The following is a 15,293-nucleotide window of genomic DNA, read 5'->3' as shown; positions in this document are numbered from 1 at the left end:
TCCGACAGTCGGTGATCGGCCCTCGCGACCCTCAGAGCTCCGTCGGCACCCAGTCCGGCAGCGCCTCGACCCGCTCCGCCCACGCGGCCGGCGGTGTCCCGGCCTTGGTGGAGGCGAGCACGCCGCCCACGATCGCGCAGGTCGTGTCCACGTCACCGCCTGCCTGGGCGGTCGCCCAGAACGCCGTCTCGTAGTCCCCGAGGCAGCGCGCCGCGGACCAGAGCGCGAAGGGGACGGTGTCGTGGGCCGACGTGCGGCGTCCGCAGCCCAGCACGGCCGCGACGGTGCCCGCGTCGGCGTAGTCGAGCATGTCCCGGGCGCGCCGCAGGCCCTGGCCGACGGCGCTCTTCGGCACCAGCGCGACGACGCCGTCGAGCAGCGCCTCGGGGCTCGGCGGCCCGTCCGGCGCACCGGCCAGCGCGGCCGCGGCGGCCACCGCCATGGCGCCGACCACGGCCTCGCGGTGCTGGTGGGTGGGGTAGGCGGAGATCTCCGCCTGGTGGGTCGCCTGCTCGGGGTCATCCGCGTACCAGGCGCCCAGCGGGGCGATCCGCATCGCGGCGCCGTTGCCCCAGGACCCCCGTCCGTCGAAGAGCCCGGCCGCCAGCTCACGCCAGTCCCCGCCCTCCCGGACGAGGCGCAGCAGCCGGTTGACCGCGGGGCCGTAGCCCCGGTCGAAGTCGTGGTGCTCGGCGAAGGAGCGGGCCAGCGCGTCCTGGTCGATGCGCCGGTGGGCGCCGAGGACGGCGACCACGGAGCAGGCCATCTCGGTGTCGTCGGTCCACTGCCAGCGACCGGGCGGCAGCTCGCGCCGCTTCAGCAGCGGATAGTGCGCGGGGACGAAGAACTGGGAGCCCAGGGCGTCTCCCACGGCCAGTCCGCGCAGGCTCGCCAGGGCGCGCTCCAGTCGGCCGGAGGAAGAGGAGTCAGCGGTCATCGCTCTGCCACCCTATCCGTTCACCCAGTACGGCAACGGCTTGCGCCAGCGCTCGAAGGGCCGGTCGAGCGCGTACTTGCCGTCGTCCCCCAGAACGAGCATCCGCATCTCCGCGTTCCCGGGGTTCGACAGCGACTCGAATTCCGCCACGGTCCAGTGGAACCAGCGCATGCAGAAGAGCCGCATCGCGAGCCCGTGCGTCACGAGGAGCACGTTCGGCGGATGATCGGGGTCCTCGAAGCTGCGGTACAGGCTCTCCAGGAAGCCGCCGACCCGGTCGTACACGTCGGCGCCGGACTCCCCCTGCGGGAACCGGAAGAAGAAGTGGCCGTAGGCGTCCCGATAGGCCTTCTGGAGGCGTACGTCGTCGCGGTCCTGCCAGTTGCCCCAGTCCTGTTCACGCAGCCGCGGCTCCTCCCGGACGCGTATGAGGTCCGGGTCGAGGTGGAAGGCGCTGAGCGTCTCGTGCGTGCGGCGGTACGGCGAGACGTACACGCTCACGCGCTCCCTGCCGAAGAGCTCCCGCAGTTCCTTTCCGGTCTCCTCGGCCTGTCGCAGGCCGCGCTCGGTCAGGGCGAGCGCGTGGTCGGGCTCACGCTCGTACACGGAGTCGTCGACGTTGCCCGTTGACTCGCCGTGCCGGACAAGGACGATGCGCCGTGGTCGTACCATGCCGAAACCCTAGATCGAGTGAGGCTGAGTCGAGGACTCGTACGGGCTCCTTACAGCGTAGGTCACACGAAATCGACGTCCGGGACCCGTCCTGAGGTGAGTTTGTTTTCCGAACCCACCTCGAAGCGACCTCTCCGGTGACGCAGGCGCCGTGGCGCTCAGACCGTCCAGGACGGCTCCAGCTCCACGATGTCGCCGGAGAGCGCCGCGATGTCCGCCTCGGTCTGGGCGCGCAGGGCGAGGCGCTCGACACGCTCGGTGCGGTACTTGCCGTGCTCGGCCGCGGACCGCCACATCGACAGGACCAGGAACTCCTGCTCGGGCGCCGCGGCGAACATGCCGCGGATCATGCCGGGCGAACCGGCCATGGCGGGGTTCCAGACCTTCTCCTGCATGAGGGTGAAGTGCTCCACCCGCTCCTCGTGGACCTGGCACAGGGCCACCCGGACCAGATCGGCGTCGGTGAACCGCGGCTCGAAGCCGGTCTTCACGTCGAAGCGGTACTCGAAGAGCTTGACCTGGGCGTCCTTGAACGTGCCGACCTGGGCGGAGGCCAGGCGGTCGTGCGAGCGGGCCATGAAGGAGTCGTAGAAGGCACGGCTCTCCCAGAAGGCGAAGATGTGCGCCACACCCGGTCGGTGCCGGCTCCAGCCGCCGCCCTGTCCCCGAAATCCCGGCTCCCCCGGAAGCCCCGCCCATTTCCGCTGCCCCCGCTCGAACCCGCGGCGGTCCACCACGGTGCAGCGAATCCACTTGACCAGCACCGCGCCATCGTAAGGCCAGCGGACGTGGCGCCGGTCACGCTCCGGCGCAGATCGCTCGCGCATATGCTCCGCGCGCGTGGCACGATGGGCAAAGAGCCTCGGCTCCTGGGGAGTTGGGGACCCGAGCAGCCACAGGGGGAAGGGGGAGCCTGTTGTCCGGCTTCAGCAAGGGGATCCGCAAGGTCGAGGCCGCGCTCAAGTGGGACCCGAGTCCGGCGGGTCGGCCGCCCACCGATCTCGACATCGTCGCCGCGACGTTCACCGCGGACGACCCGTACGGGAATCCGGCCTATCTGGTGCACTTCGACAGCCGCTCACCCGACGGCACGATCTTCCTCAACCGGGACAGCACCGACGGCAGGGGCTTCGGCTGGGACGAGGTCATGACGCTCGAACTGGACCGGCTGGCCGACCGGTACGCGCGCGTGGTGGTCGGTGCGGTCATCCAACAGCGCCCCGGGCACAAGGCGTTCGTCGATGTGCTCAATCCGGCCATGCGCATCCGGGAGGGCTACACGGTGCTCGCCGAGGACGACTTCGGCACGGTCCTCGGGGCGACAGCGGCCACGATCGCCGAGTTCGTCCGCGACGACTCCGGGAACTGGACCTTCCGCCCCGGCGTGCACGGATTCGAGGAGGACCCGGCGACGTTCACCCGCGTCATGGGCAGGGCGCACCAGCCCTGACACGTGGTGGGGTGTCGACATGAACCGTCGACACCCCACGTGAGCAGCTATTTCACGCCCGCTGAGGGCTCACGGTCAGCTGCAGCCGCTGGTCGAGCCGCAGCCCTCGCAGATGTAGCAGGAACCGGCCCGCTGCATCTTCGTACCGCAGGAGAAGCAGAGCGGGGCGTCGGCCTGGATGCCCAGCTGCATCTCCACCAGCTCGGCGCTGGTGTGCGCCTGCTTCGGGGCGGGCTTGGCCGCCTCGACCTCGGCACGCGGCGCGGCCACGGCCTTCAGCTCCTGGGCGCGCGGCGCCGACTGGGCCAGGCCCTCGACGTCGACCTCGTCGTCCTCGATGGACTGCTCGTAGGAACCGGTCTCCAGGTGCCGCTGGCGCTCCTCGGCGGAGTGGATGCCGAGCGCGGAGCGGGTCTCGAAGGGCAGGAAGTCCAGCGCCAGGCGGCGGAAGATGTAGTCGACGATCGACTGCGCCATCCGCACGTCCGGGTCGTCGGTCATGCCGGCCGGCTCGAAGCGCATGTTGGTGAACTTCGAGACGTACGTCTCCAGCGGCACGCCGTACTGGAGGCCGACGGAGACCGCGATGGAGAAGGCGTCCATCATGCCCGCGAGGGTCGAGCCCTGCTTCGACATCTTCAGGAAGACCTCACCGAGACCGTCGTCCGGGTAGGAGTTGGCGGTCATGTAGCCCTCGGCGCCGCCGACGGTGAAGGACGTGGTGATGCCGGGACGACCCTTGGGGAGGCGCTTGCGGACCGGGCGGTACTCGACCACCTTCTCGACCGCGGCACGGATCGTGTCCTCGGCCTTCTCGGTGATCTCCGCCTTCTCCGCGTCCTTGACGTCCTTCGTCTTGGCGGAGAGCGGCTGGCCGACCTTGCAGTTGTCGCGGTAGATCGCGAGCGCCTTGACGCCCAGCTTCCAGGCCTCGTAGTAGATCTCCTCGACCTCCTCGACGGTCGCCGTCTCCGGCATGTTGACCGTCTTGGAGATGGCGCCGGAGATCCACGGCTGGATCGCGGCCATCATGCGCACGTGACCCATCGGGGAGATGGCGCGCTCGCCCATGGCGCAGTCGAAAACCTCGTAGTGCTCCTGCTTCAGACCGGGGGCGTCGATCACGTTGCCGTTCTCGGCGATGTGGGCGACGATCGCCTCGATCTGCTCCTCCTGGTAGCCCAGGCGGCGCAGGGCCTGCGGGACGGTGCCGTTGACGATCTGCATCGAGCCGCCGCCGACGAGCTTCTTGAACTTGACCAGGGCGAGGTCGGGCTCGACACCGGTGGTGTCGCAGGACATCGCGAGACCGATGGTGCCGGTCGGGGCGAGCACGGACGCCTGGGAGTTACGGAAACCGTTCTTCTCGCCGAGACGCACCACGTCCTGCCACGCCTCCGTGGCCGCGGCCCACACCGGGGTGTCCAGGTCGTCCATGCGGACGGCCTTGCCGTTGGCGTCGGCGTGCTGCGCCATGACGCGCTTGTGGGCGTCGGCGTTGCGGGCGTAGCCGTCGTACGGGCCGACGACCGCGGCCAGCTCGGCGGAGCGGCGGTAGGCCGTACCCGTCATCAGCGAGGTGATCGCGCCGGCCAGGGCGCGGCCGCCGTCGGAGTCGTAGGCGTGGCCGGTGGCCATCAGCAGGGCGCCGAGGTTGGCGTAGCCGATGCCCAGCTGGCGGAACGCGCGCGTGTTCTCGCCGATCTTCTGGGTCGGGAAGTCCGCGAAGCAGATCGAGATGTCCATCGCGGTGATGACCAGCTCGACGACCTTGGCGAAGCGCTCGACGTCGAAGGACTGCGCACCCTTGCCGTCGTCCTTCAGGAACTTCATCAGGTTCAGCGAGGCGAGGTTGCAGGACGTGTTGTCCAGGTGCATGTACTCGCTGCACGGGTTCGACGCGGTGATCCGGCCGGACTCGGGGCAGGTGTGCCAGGTGTTGATGGTGTCGTCGTACTGGATGCCGGGGTCGGCGCATGCCCAGGCGGCCTCGGCGATCTTGCGGAAGAGAGCCTTGGCGTCGACCTCCTCGATGACCTCGCCGGTCATGCGGGCGCGCAGCCCGAAGTTCCCGCCGTCCTCGACCGCCTTCATGAACTCGTCGTTCACACGGACCGAGTTGTTGGCGTTCTGGTACTGGACGGAGGCGATGTCGTCGCCGCCCAGGTCCATGTCGAAGCCCGCGTCGCGCAGGACGCGGATCTTCTCCTCTTCCTTGACCTTGGTCTCGATGAAGTCCTCGATGTCGGGGTGGTCGACGTCGAGCACGACCATCTTGGCGGCGCGACGGGTGGCGCCACCGGACTTGATGGTGCCGGCGGAGGCGTCGGCGCCGCGCATGAAGGAGACCGGGCCGGAGGCGTTGCCGCCGGAGGAGAGCAGCTCCTTGGAGGAGCGGATGCGGGAGAGGTTCAGGCCGGCGCCGGAGCCGCCCTTGAAGATCATGCCCTCTTCCTTGTACCAGTCGAGGATCGACTCCATGGAGTCGTCGACGGACAGGATGAAGCAGGCGGAGACCTGCTGGGGCTGCGGGGTGCCCACGTTGAACCAGACGGGGCTGTTGAAGCTGAAGATCTGGTGCAGGAGGGCGTACGCCAGCTCGTGCTCGAAAATCTCGGCGTCGGCGGACGAGGCGAAGTACTTGTGGTCCTCGCCGGCCTTCCGGTACGTCTTCACGATGCGGTCGATCAGCTGCTTCAGGCTGACCTCGCGCTGCGGGGTGCCGACGGCACCGCGGAAGTACTTGCTGGTGACGATGTTGACCGCGTTCACCGACCAGAAGTCGGGGAACTCGACGCCACGCTGCTCGAAATTGACCGAGCCGTCGCGCCAGTTGGTCATGACGACGTCACGGCTCACCCACTCGACCTCGTCGTACGGGTGTACTCCGGGGGTGGTGTGGATGCGCTCGATGTGCAGTCCCTTGGCTCCCGCCTTGCCGCCCTTGGCTCGGGAACCTCGTGCCGGACCGCTCGCCGTCTCTGTCATGCCGCCTCCCTCTACGGGCAAAAACGCCCTGAAGTGCCCCGTTTGTTCCCGTGGCACGGTGTTCTGTCTTGTGTTGCGGGCACCCTCAGCTGCCACCCGCAACAGGTCTTGGATCGCCGCCTCCCGGCCGGAATCCGGACCTCCTCCCGGTTTCCGGCCCGCCGGTCAGTCGGCGGCGTGGGCGGGCTCGGGGACCTGAGTGGTCGCGCCGGGCCCGCGTTCGTCTTCCTGGCTCCCCGCTCCCGCGTCGCCGGCGCCCGCGGCGGCGCCTCGCGGTGCCTCCCTCAGCTCCGCGATGGCGGCCTCGAAGTCCTCGAGCGAGTCGAACGCCCGGTAGACGGAGGCGAATCGCAGATAGGCGACGAGGTCGAGCTCCTGCAACGGGCCGAGTATGGCCAGACCCACGTCATGGGTGGTCAGCTCGGCGCTTCCGGTGGCCCGCACCGCTTCCTCGACCCGTTGGCCGAGCTGGGCGAGCGCGTCCTCGGTGACAGGCCGTCCCTGGCATGCCTTGCGCACACCGTTGATGACCTTGGTACGGCTGAATGGCTCGGTGACTCCGGACCGCTTGACCACCATGAGCGAGCACGTCTCCACGGTCGTGAAACGACGGGAGCAGTCGGGGCACTGGCGGCGCCTGCGGATCGACGTGCCGTCGTCGGTCGTACGACTGTCGACCACACGGCTGTCGGGGTGCCTGCAGAAGGGGCAGTGCATGATCTCCAACCCTCCTCACAGCAGACTCAACAGCCTCGCGGAACCCCATGGGCCCCGCGAAGCAGCCCTAAGCATAGGCGATCGCAGAACCATCTCGGACCCGGGGGACCACAACTTGTGGGCTGCTGTAGCCATCCAACCACTAGATGTGGGGATCGGCTCATTCATCGAGGCAGGTACGCGTGTCGCGACGGAACGGCCGGTCACACCAGCATCGGCGGCACGCCCGGGGACACGCGCACGCGCAACCGCGCCCGTCGTGGCACTTACGGAGATACCGTGGGCGCCGCACGGAGGACGCGTGGGACTCCGGAGCAGAAGGAGCCCGGAACCCGGGCGGCCGGGTTCCGGATGGCAGACTGAGGACACGATCCACCAGGTCGGCGGCCCCGGCGGTGAAGAGTACAACAATGGGCGCTTTTGCCCGACAGGTGGCGCGTCAGCAATACACCCAGACACATGATCACGTCAGGCGAATCGCACTTTTTCACTCGAACGTGTGTTTGGCGCAACCTTTCGAAAGCAACTACCGTTGTCCAGCAGGGAGACCATCGAGAGGGGCCGCCGTGACCACCACCGCAGACAGCGCCATCATCACCGCCCAGGACCGCTCCCAGGGCCGAGTCGAGCCAGTACACGCCATGAACGAAGCCACGAATCCCGAGCACAAGCGCTCCTTGCCGGGCCGACCTCCAGGAATCCGGGCGGACAGCTCCGGGCTCACCGACCGGCAACGCCGCGTGATCGAAGTCATCCGGGATTCCGTGCAGCGCCGCGGCTATCCGCCGTCCATGCGCGAGATCGGTCAGGCCGTCGGCCTCTCCAGCACCTCGTCCGTCGCCCATCAGCTGATGGCGCTCGAGCGCAAGGGCTTCCTGCGCCGCGACCCCCACCGTCCGCGCGCGTACGAGGTCCGCGGCTCCGACCAGGCCGTGACCGTGCAGCCCACGGACACCGCCGGCAAGCCCGCCGCGTCGTACGTCCCGCTGGTCGGCCGTATCGCCGCCGGTGGCCCCATCCTCGCGGAGGAGTCCGTCGAGGACGTCTTCCCTCTCCCCCGCCAGCTCGTCGGTGACGGTGAGCTGTTCGTCCTCAAGGTCGTCGGCGACTCCATGATCGAGGCCGCGATCTGTGACGGCGACTGGGTCACGGTGCGCCGCCAGCCCGTCGCCGAGAACGGCGACATCGTAGCGGCCATGCTCGACGGCGAGGCCACTGTCAAGCGCTTCAAGCGCGAGGACGGCCACGTCTGGCTCCTCCCGCACAACGCGGCCTACGAGCCGATCCCCGGCGACGACGCGACCATCCTGGGCAAGGTCGTCGCGGTGCTGCGACGCGTTTGACGTCTGCGGCGGACAGGCCGCTCGGCCGGTTCGCTCCCTGACCGGGCCCCGGAACCCCTGCGCCGGTTCCGGGGCCCTGCTGTGTCCGCGTGACTCCGCGGTGACACCGGCGCCACGGCTTCGCGGGGGTGGCCTGACCGGCGCCGGTCAGGCCACCCCCGCGATCCACTCGCCTCTTACGGCTCCTACGACGCCTCGGCGGACTCCGCCTGCGCCACCTCCGTCCGGTTCGCCGCCGCGTCGATGGCCGCGAGGGACTTGCGCGCCTGGTTCCGATCCGTGGTGTACCAGAAGTTCGGCAGCGACGCCTTGATATAGCCGCCGTAACGCGCGGTGGCCAGTCGCTGGTCCAGCACCGCCACCACGCCCCGGTCCCCCGAGGCGCGGACGAGCCGGCCCGCTCCCTGGGCCATGAGCAGGGCCGCGTGAGTGGCGGCCACCGCCATGAATCCGTTGCCGCCGGCGTCCTCGACCGCCTTCTGCCGGGCGCTCATCAGCGGGTCGTCAGGGCGCGGGAACGGAATCTTGTCCATGACGACCAGCTGACAGCTGGGGCCCGGGACATCGACGCCCTGCCAGAGCGACAGCGTGCCGAAGAGGCACGTCTTCGGGTCGGCCGCGAAGTTCTTGATCAGCTCGCCGAGGGTCTCCTCACCCTGGAGCAGGATCGGGAACTCCGGAATCCGCGAGCGCAGTTCCTCGGCGGCGAGCTGGGCGGCCCGCATGGACGAGAACAGGCCGAGGGTGCGGCCGCCGGCCGCCTGGATGAGTTCGGTCAGCTCGTCGAGCATGTCGGAGCGCTCGCCGTCGCGCGCCGGGCGCGACAGATGCTTGGCGACGTAGAGGATGCCCTGCCTGGGGTAGTCGAACGGGGAACCGACGTCGACGCCCTTCCACTTCGGCAGGTCCTCGCCCTCCGTGCCCTCGGGGCCGAGGCCCAGGGAGGCACCGACACCGTTGAAGTCTCCGCCCAGCTTGAGGGTCGCCGAGGTGAGGACGACGGAGCGGTCTGCGAAGAGCTTCTCCCGGAGCAGGCCCGAGACGGACATGGGCGCGATCCGCAGAGATGCGCCGAAGCGGTCGTGCCGCTCGTACCAGACGACGTCCCACTCCGAGCCGTTCAGCACGCGCTCCGCCACGTCGTGCACCGTCTCCACCGAGGCCAGCGCCTGCTTGCGGACCGCGTCCTCGTCCTGGACCGACTTGTCGCGCGTCGCGCCGATCGCGGAGATGACCGTGCGGGCGGCGTCCCGCAGCGCCATCAGGGCGTAGCCCAGATCCTCCGGGATCTCCTCCAGGCGGCCCGGCAGGGCCAGCTCCATCAGCCGCTCGAAGCCCTCGGCGGCGGTCTGGAGCTGGTCTGCGGCCTTCTCGTTGACGAGCTTGGCGGCGCGGCGCACCGCACGGTTGACCTGGCCTGCGGTGAGCTCGCCGGTGGCGACGCCGGTGACCCGGGAGACGAGTTCATGGGCCTCGTCCACGATCAGCACCTCGTGCTGCGGCAGCACCGGGGCACCCTCGATGGCATCGATGGCGAGCAGGGCGTGGTTCGTGACCACGACCTCGGCGAGCTTGGCGCGCTCGCGGGCCATCTCCGCGAAGCACTCGGCGCCGTAGGCGCACTTCGTCGCGCCCAGGCACTCCCGGGACGACACCGACACCTGCGCCCAGGCGCGGTCCGAGACGCCCGGGGCGAGATCGTCCCGGTCGCCGCTCTCGGTCTCGTCCGCCCAGTCGCGCAGCCGCAGCAGGTCCTGGCCCAGCTTGCTGGTGGGCGCGGCGGCCTCGAACTGGTCGAAGAGACCGTCCTCCTCGTCCTGCGGCATGCCCTCGTGCAGCCGGTGCAGGCACAGGTAGTTCGACCGGCCCTTCAGCATCGCGAACTCCGGCCGGCGGCGCAGCAGCAGGTGCAGGGCGTCGACCGTGCGCGGCAGGTCGCGCTCCACGAGCTGCCGCTGAAGCGCCAGCGTGGCCGTCGCGACGACCACCCGGTCCCCGTGCGCGAGCGCGGGCACGAGATAGCCCAGCGACTTTCCGGTGCCGGTGCCGGCCTGGACCAGCAGGTGGGATCCGTCGTCGATCGCCTCGGCGACCGATTCGGCCATGGTCACCTGGCCGGGGCGCTCCGTGCCGCCGACGGCGGTGACAGCGGCATGCAGGAGTTCGGGGAGGGAGGGCTTCGTCATAGCCCGACCACCCTACGGCCCGGCGCTGACAAACGGGCGATCACAGCGGGATAGGGGGACGGGGGCACGGACGGGCTCCTGGGTGCGGTGGGGTGCGGCGATCGGACAAGGGTCCCGGGACTCCCCGGCCTGACGGGCTCCTCGGCCCGACGAGATTCCGGGCTTCACGGCTTTCTCGAGAATTCTCCGGTCCAGCGGGAACCCCGCCGCCCGGACAGACGTTCCATCTGTGACCGCGCAATCACTCAGTGCTACAGAACATCGCGCAGGACCCGGTCCCGGATCATGAGGGCGGCCCGCTTGCCGGGCAGGTCGACCTCGGCCGCGAACCGGAATCCGGCGCTCAGGAACGCTGCGACGGAGGGGGCGTTGTGAAGATCGGGTTCTGCTACGACACGGGCGCACGCCGGGCGCCGGTCGAGGACGAGGTCCGCCACGGCGCGCAGCAGCGTGGAGCCCAGCCCCCTCCCCCGATCCGCGGCCTCACCCACGAGGAGATGGATGCCGGTGTCGTGCGGGCGGGCCGGGTAGTGGCGGGCCAGTGGATCCAGGTCCGCCCGGTAGAGCTCCCAGTAGCTCATCGGCGTGCCGTCCAGCACGCCGAGACAGGGCACGCTCCGTCCGTCGCCGTCGAGCTGGGCGCGCAGGTGTTCCTCGACACGGCTCCGGGGCCCGGCCAGCTCCCAGAACCGGGCGATGTCGGGGTCGTTCATCCAGCGGTGCACGAGCGGAAGGTCGTCCTCGACCCGGACGGGCACGAGCCGGAAGGAGCCGACGGCGGTGACGACCGGCCCCCACGTGGGGAGTCGGTCGAGGAGGCAGGCCGTCCCTCCGACAAAACGGGCGAGGAAGTCGGCGGGCAGGTGGAGGTCCAGCGTGTCCTCGCCGTCCTCGTCGTCGGCCTGGACGGTGAACCCGGCGAAGGGTGCGTCGCGGTTGCCCGCGCCGTTCGCTCGGGGGCCGTCGGGGCCCCGGTGGACAGGGGCTCCCCGATGGACCGGGGCGGGGCTGCTGCCGGCGTTCGCGTCGGTGGGAGGCACGGTGCGCTCCTCTCAGGAGACGAGGTGGGTCATGTTCCTCGGAAGTGCGGTCAGGCGGGGCGGTGCACTCGGGGCGGTCCTGCTCAGGAACGAAGGGGGTTGGTCAAGGTGACGTAGACGGACTGGGTGTCGACCGGGCCGACGAGTTCGTCCAGGCCGTGCAGCCGGGTCAGCAGGTTGGCCTTGCAGCGCAGGACGGGTGAGTCGAGCAGGCGGCGGGGCAGACAGGTGCGCAGGGCGGCGGGACCGGAGGCGAGGTCGGTGAGGAAACGGCGGAAGGCGGCGAGGAGCAGGCGCTCGTCGGCGAGGCGCTGGGAGCCGAACGCCCCGATCAGACCTAGCACGTTGTTGACGGCGAGGTAGTACACGAAGCGTTCGTCGATGACCTCGTCGGAGACGAAGGTGTCGCTGCGCCCCCCGATTCCGGGCAGCCGGGCTTCCAGTTCGGCCCGCCGGGACTCGCGGAAGTAGTAGCCCTGGTTGTCGCGGTAACGGCCGCCGGCCGGCCAGCCGTCGCCGTCGAGCAGGAGCACGGTGTTCTGCTGGTGGGCCTCGAGGGCGATGCCGGCCTCGCCGTCCAGCCAGAGCACGGGCCGTACGACCTGCTCCAGGTACCGGAGGAACCACTCCGTGGCGACGGTTCCGACGGGGCGGCCGGTGCCCGCGGCGAGCCGTGCCACGAGCTGGGCCAGCCGGGACCGCATCGGCCCGGCGGTGCCCGGCGCCGGGGCGGTGGCGCCGGGCTCGGCGACGGGGCGGGGCGAGACGAGTCCGGCGACGCAGCCGACGTCGTCGGCCGGGGCGAACGGGTTGTGCCGGATCACCACGTCGAGTCCGGGCACGGGACGTCCGTCCGGATCGTCGACGCCCAGCCAGGCCGGGTCTCGGACGATGTCGAAGCGGGGGTGGGCCGCCTGCCACTGCAGGGCCAGGCCGGTGCGCAGCAGTCGGTGCACCTCGACTCCGCGGTGGAGTTCCTTGCGCAGGTTCTCGCGGCGGGAGTTGGTGATGCGCAGGCCCAGCGACAGCTTGAGCATCGCTGGGGCGCCGGGCCGGTGGACGGTACGCACGGAGGAGGTGGGGTGCCAGGACGCGCCGAAGGGGCCGAGGTCGCGCAGGAGTCCGGAGTCGAGCAGGGCGGCGACGGACGCGCGGTGGCGCAGTTCGCGAGCCTGCCACGGGTGCAGCGGCAGGGCGGTGTACCCGTCGGGCAGGGGGAGTTCGGGTCCGGCGAGGCGGTGGGTGAGTCGGCCGGCGGGAACGGGGCGGCCGCGCTCGGTCCAGGCCGAGTCGGTGGCGAGGAGAGAGGGGGCGACAGCCAGCCAGTGCAGCGGGAAGGAGCCGTGCAACTCCGGTGAGTACAGACGGACTTCGGCCTCGGTCAGGCCTTCCCGGCTCTTCGGGGTCGGGTGCAGCGGGTGGCCGAGGAGAAGGGCCTGCTCGGCATCGAGAAAGAGGTCGGAGACCTCGGCGCGGTGCTCGCGGCGGTCACGGATGAAGGTCGCTGTGCAGCGGAGGGAGTCGGCGACTCGGGCCACGAGGCCGCCGTCGTCGCCCCGGCGGTCCGCGGCCGAAGCAGGGGCGCCGGGCGCCGGGACGGCGGGCCTGGAGGTCGAGGTCCCGGGCCCGGTGGGCGGGGCGCCGGTCCTGGGGCGCGGGGTGCTCGGCATCGCGGACGGGGCGATGGGTGTCTCCCGGGTGAGCAGCGCGGCCAGGGTGACTGCGTCGACAGGAGGGGCGGATTCGGGTGCGTGGAGGAAGCGGGGCGGGCCGAAACGGTGCCAGCCCGTCGGGGACCAGTAGCGGACGGGTACGAGAAGGGAGGTGCCGCTGGCCGGGAGTGGAAGGCGAAGGGTGCCGCCGGTGGGCGCCGCGAGGTCGGTTTCGCGCACCCAGCAGCGCAGGAGGTTCTCCGTGGCGGCGCACTGGGCCGCGATGCGCGGGTCGGGATCCTCCAGAAGGTCGGCGCCGGGCTCTGTCACACGGGTGAGATCCGCGATACGCCGCTTCTGCTGCGGGACCGACTCGGCGAGCGGGACGGGCGAGGGCGTGGCGCCGGAGTCGCCCTGGTCGTCGGGGGAGCCGGAGCTGCCGTCGGGAGTGGGGGTGGCGTTCATGACGGCTCCTCGGGGCCGGCTGGCGGGGTGCGGGGCTCGTGTTGGCGCTCGGTCGCCGTTCTCCGGTGGCCCGCGGTCGCCGCGGCGGCGCGTGGGGCTCGTGGCGCCGTGGACGTGCGGCGCCGGGAGAGCAGCGGCCGGACGGTGCGGGTGCGGGGTCAGCCGACGCGCCGGGCAGGGCCTGGGGGCCGGCCGTGCCGGGAGGGTCTGTGGAGGCCGTGCTCCTCGTGTTGGCGGGCCACTGCGGCGACCGCGTCGGCCAGGCGATCCAGCACGGCCGCCGCCTGCTCGTCGCTGATCGTCAGCGGAGGCAGCAGCCGGACCACCGCCGAGTGCCGGCCGCCGAGTTCGACGATCAGCCCGCGCTGGAGGCACTCGCGTTGCACAGCTGCGGCGAGTTCGGGAGCCGCGGGACACGGAGTGCGGGCCGGTCCCAGCCCGACGGGTGCCGGGCAGCTGCGCTCGGGCTCGGGACCACCGGGCACGGGGGCGCCGTCGTCGGAGACGACGGATCCGTGGCCGCTCGGCGCAGGAGCGCGACCGTCCGGTGCGGGGGCGCCGCCGCCGGGCGTCAGGGCGTCGCCGCCGGGTGTGGGGGCGTGGGCGCCGGGCGCGAGGGCAGGGCCGGTGTGCGTGGGGGCGGCGCCGTCCGGGTGGACCAGCTCGACCCCGATCATCAGTCCGCGTCCGCGCACCTCCCCGACACAGGCGAACCGCCGGGAGAGTTCCTCGAGTTGGCCGAGCATGCGGGAGCCGAGGTCGGCGGCTCGCGCGGCGAGGCCGTTCTCGCGGACGTGGGCGAGGGTGGCGGTGCCCGCGGCCATGGCGAGCTGGTTGCCGCGGAAGGTGCCCGCGTGGGCGCCGGGCTCCCAGACGTCGAGGTCGTCGCGGTAGACGATCACGGCCAGCGGGAGGCTGCCGCCGATGGCCTTGGACAGGACCATGACGTCGGGGGTGATGCCGCTGTGGCCGACGGCCCAGAAGGCGCCCGTGCGGCCGACGCCGGTCTGGATCTCGTCCGCGATCAGCGGGACGGAGCGGTCCGCCGTGATCTGCCGCATGCGGCGCAACCAGGCGTCCGGCCCGGGGATCACCCCGCCCTCGCCCTGGACGGGTTCGAGGATCATGCCGGCGGGCAGCGGTACGCCGGACTTGGGGTCGTCGAGGAGGGACTCGGTCCAGCGGGCGGCGAGTTCGGCGCCGGGCGGGCCGCCGATGCCGAAGGGGCAGCGGTAGTCCTGCGGGTAGGGCAGACGGGCGACCTGGACGTCCCGGGCGGCGCCGGAGGCAGCCAGGGCGCCGGCGGTCATGCCGTGATAGGCGCCGGCGAAGGCGAGGACGCCCGTACGGCCGGTGGCGGCCCGGACCAGTTTCAGCGCGGCCTCGACGGCGTCGGTGCCGGCCGGTCCGCAGAACTGCACGCGGGCCCGGTCGGCGAGGCCGGGCGGGAGGGTGCGGAACAGTTCGGTGATGAAGGCGTCCTTGACGGGGGTCGCGAGGTCGAGGACGGACAGGGGGGCACCGGAGTCGAGGACCTTGCGGATCGCCTCCAGCACGACCGGGTGGTTGTGGCCGAGGGCGAGGGTGCCGGCGCCGGAGAGGCAGTCCAGGTAGCGGCGGCCGTCGGCGCCCTCGATGGTGAGCCCGCGCGCCCGGACGGGCACGATGGGCAGCGCCCGGGCATAGGTGCGCGCCGAGGACTCGCGTGCCGACTGGCGCCTGAGGATGCCCTCGTGCACACCACGCGCGTCCTCGAGCGCACCTGAAGCCATCGACTCCGTAACGGCCACGACTGGCTGTCCTCCCCGCTGTTCAGAGGCGAGTTGATCCGCGGGGACCGCGT

The 15,293-nt window shown here is 71.2% G+C and carries 11 protein-coding genes; 2 read left to right on the top strand and 9 right to left on the bottom strand.

What is annotated here, in order from left to right:
* Positions 1 to 31: 31 nt before the first annotated feature.
* From BIV23_RS17670 to BIV23_RS17660, 3 genes are all read right to left on the bottom strand, one after another.
* On the bottom strand, positions 32 to 937 hold the full coding sequence (locus BIV23_RS17670; protein ID WP_071381836.1) for an ADP-ribosylglycohydrolase family protein: 906 nt from the start codon (positions 935 to 937) through the stop codon (positions 32 to 34).
* A gap of 12 nt (positions 938 to 949) precedes the next feature.
* On the bottom strand, positions 950 to 1,609 hold the full coding sequence (locus BIV23_RS17665; RefSeq protein ID WP_071381835.1) for a histidine phosphatase family protein: 660 nt from the start codon (positions 1,607 to 1,609) through the stop codon (positions 950 to 952).
* 158 nt (positions 1,610 to 1,767) lie between these two features.
* Complete coding sequence (locus tag BIV23_RS17660) at positions 1,768 to 2,373, bottom strand: YdbC family protein (protein WP_071381834.1); 606 nt, start codon at positions 2,371 to 2,373, stop codon at positions 1,768 to 1,770.
* A 152-nt stretch (positions 2,374 to 2,525) separates the two neighbouring features.
* On the opposite strand from BIV23_RS17660, the gene BIV23_RS17655 reads away from it, so the two are divergent.
* Positions 2,526 to 3,059 carry a TerD family protein gene (locus BIV23_RS17655; protein WP_071381833.1) on the top strand — a complete coding sequence of 178 codons (534 nt, stop codon included), beginning with the start codon at positions 2,526 to 2,528 and terminating at the stop codon, positions 3,057 to 3,059.
* 75 nt (positions 3,060 to 3,134) lie between these two features.
* Here the strand turns inward: BIV23_RS17655 and BIV23_RS17650 are convergent, their stop codons facing one another.
* Positions 3,135 to 6,047 (bottom strand): vitamin B12-dependent ribonucleotide reductase, encoded by a 2,913-nt coding sequence (locus BIV23_RS17650; RefSeq protein ID WP_071381832.1) that lies wholly within the window; start codon positions 6,045 to 6,047, stop codon positions 3,135 to 3,137.
* A 165-nt stretch (positions 6,048 to 6,212) separates the two neighbouring features.
* Positions 6,213 to 6,764, bottom strand: a complete 552-nt coding sequence (gene nrdR / locus BIV23_RS17645) for a transcriptional regulator NrdR (protein ID WP_071381896.1) — start codon at positions 6,762 to 6,764, stop codon at positions 6,213 to 6,215.
* A gap of 566 nt (positions 6,765 to 7,330) precedes the next feature.
* On the opposite strand from nrdR, the gene lexA reads away from it, so the two are divergent.
* Positions 7,331 to 8,107, top strand: a complete 777-nt coding sequence (gene lexA, locus BIV23_RS17640) for a transcriptional repressor LexA (protein WP_071381831.1) — start codon at positions 7,331 to 7,333, stop codon at positions 8,105 to 8,107.
* Between the two features lie 185 nt (positions 8,108 to 8,292).
* Here lexA and BIV23_RS17635 read toward each other — a convergent pair whose 3' ends face one another.
* From BIV23_RS17635 to BIV23_RS17620, 4 genes are all read right to left on the bottom strand, one after another.
* Positions 8,293 to 10,293 (bottom strand): ATP-dependent DNA helicase, encoded by a 2,001-nt coding sequence (locus BIV23_RS17635; protein ID WP_071381830.1) that lies wholly within the window; start codon positions 10,291 to 10,293, stop codon positions 8,293 to 8,295.
* A gap of 251 nt (positions 10,294 to 10,544) precedes the next feature.
* Positions 10,545 to 11,333 (bottom strand): GNAT family N-acetyltransferase, encoded by a 789-nt coding sequence (locus tag BIV23_RS17630; RefSeq protein WP_071381829.1) that lies wholly within the window; start codon positions 11,331 to 11,333, stop codon positions 10,545 to 10,547.
* An 83-nt stretch (positions 11,334 to 11,416) separates the two neighbouring features.
* The gene (locus BIV23_RS17625) at positions 11,417 to 13,450 is read right to left on the bottom strand and encodes an IucA/IucC family protein (protein WP_071381828.1); all 2,034 of its coding nucleotides are present in this window, start codon (positions 13,448 to 13,450) and stop codon (positions 11,417 to 11,419) included.
* Positions 13,451 to 13,608: 158 nt separating this feature from the next.
* The gene (locus tag BIV23_RS17620; protein WP_079173214.1) at positions 13,609 to 15,222 is read right to left on the bottom strand and encodes a diaminobutyrate--2-oxoglutarate transaminase family protein; all 1,614 of its coding nucleotides are present in this window, start codon (positions 15,220 to 15,222) and stop codon (positions 13,609 to 13,611) included.
* Positions 15,223 to 15,293: the final 71 nt, after the last annotated feature.

It is taken from the genome of Streptomyces monashensis (assembly GCF_001866665.1).
GTDB classification, from domain to species: domain Bacteria; phylum Actinomycetota; class Actinomycetes; order Streptomycetales; family Streptomycetaceae; genus Streptomyces; species Streptomyces monashensis.
This window is presented reverse-complemented; position numbering and strand designations above follow the sequence as displayed.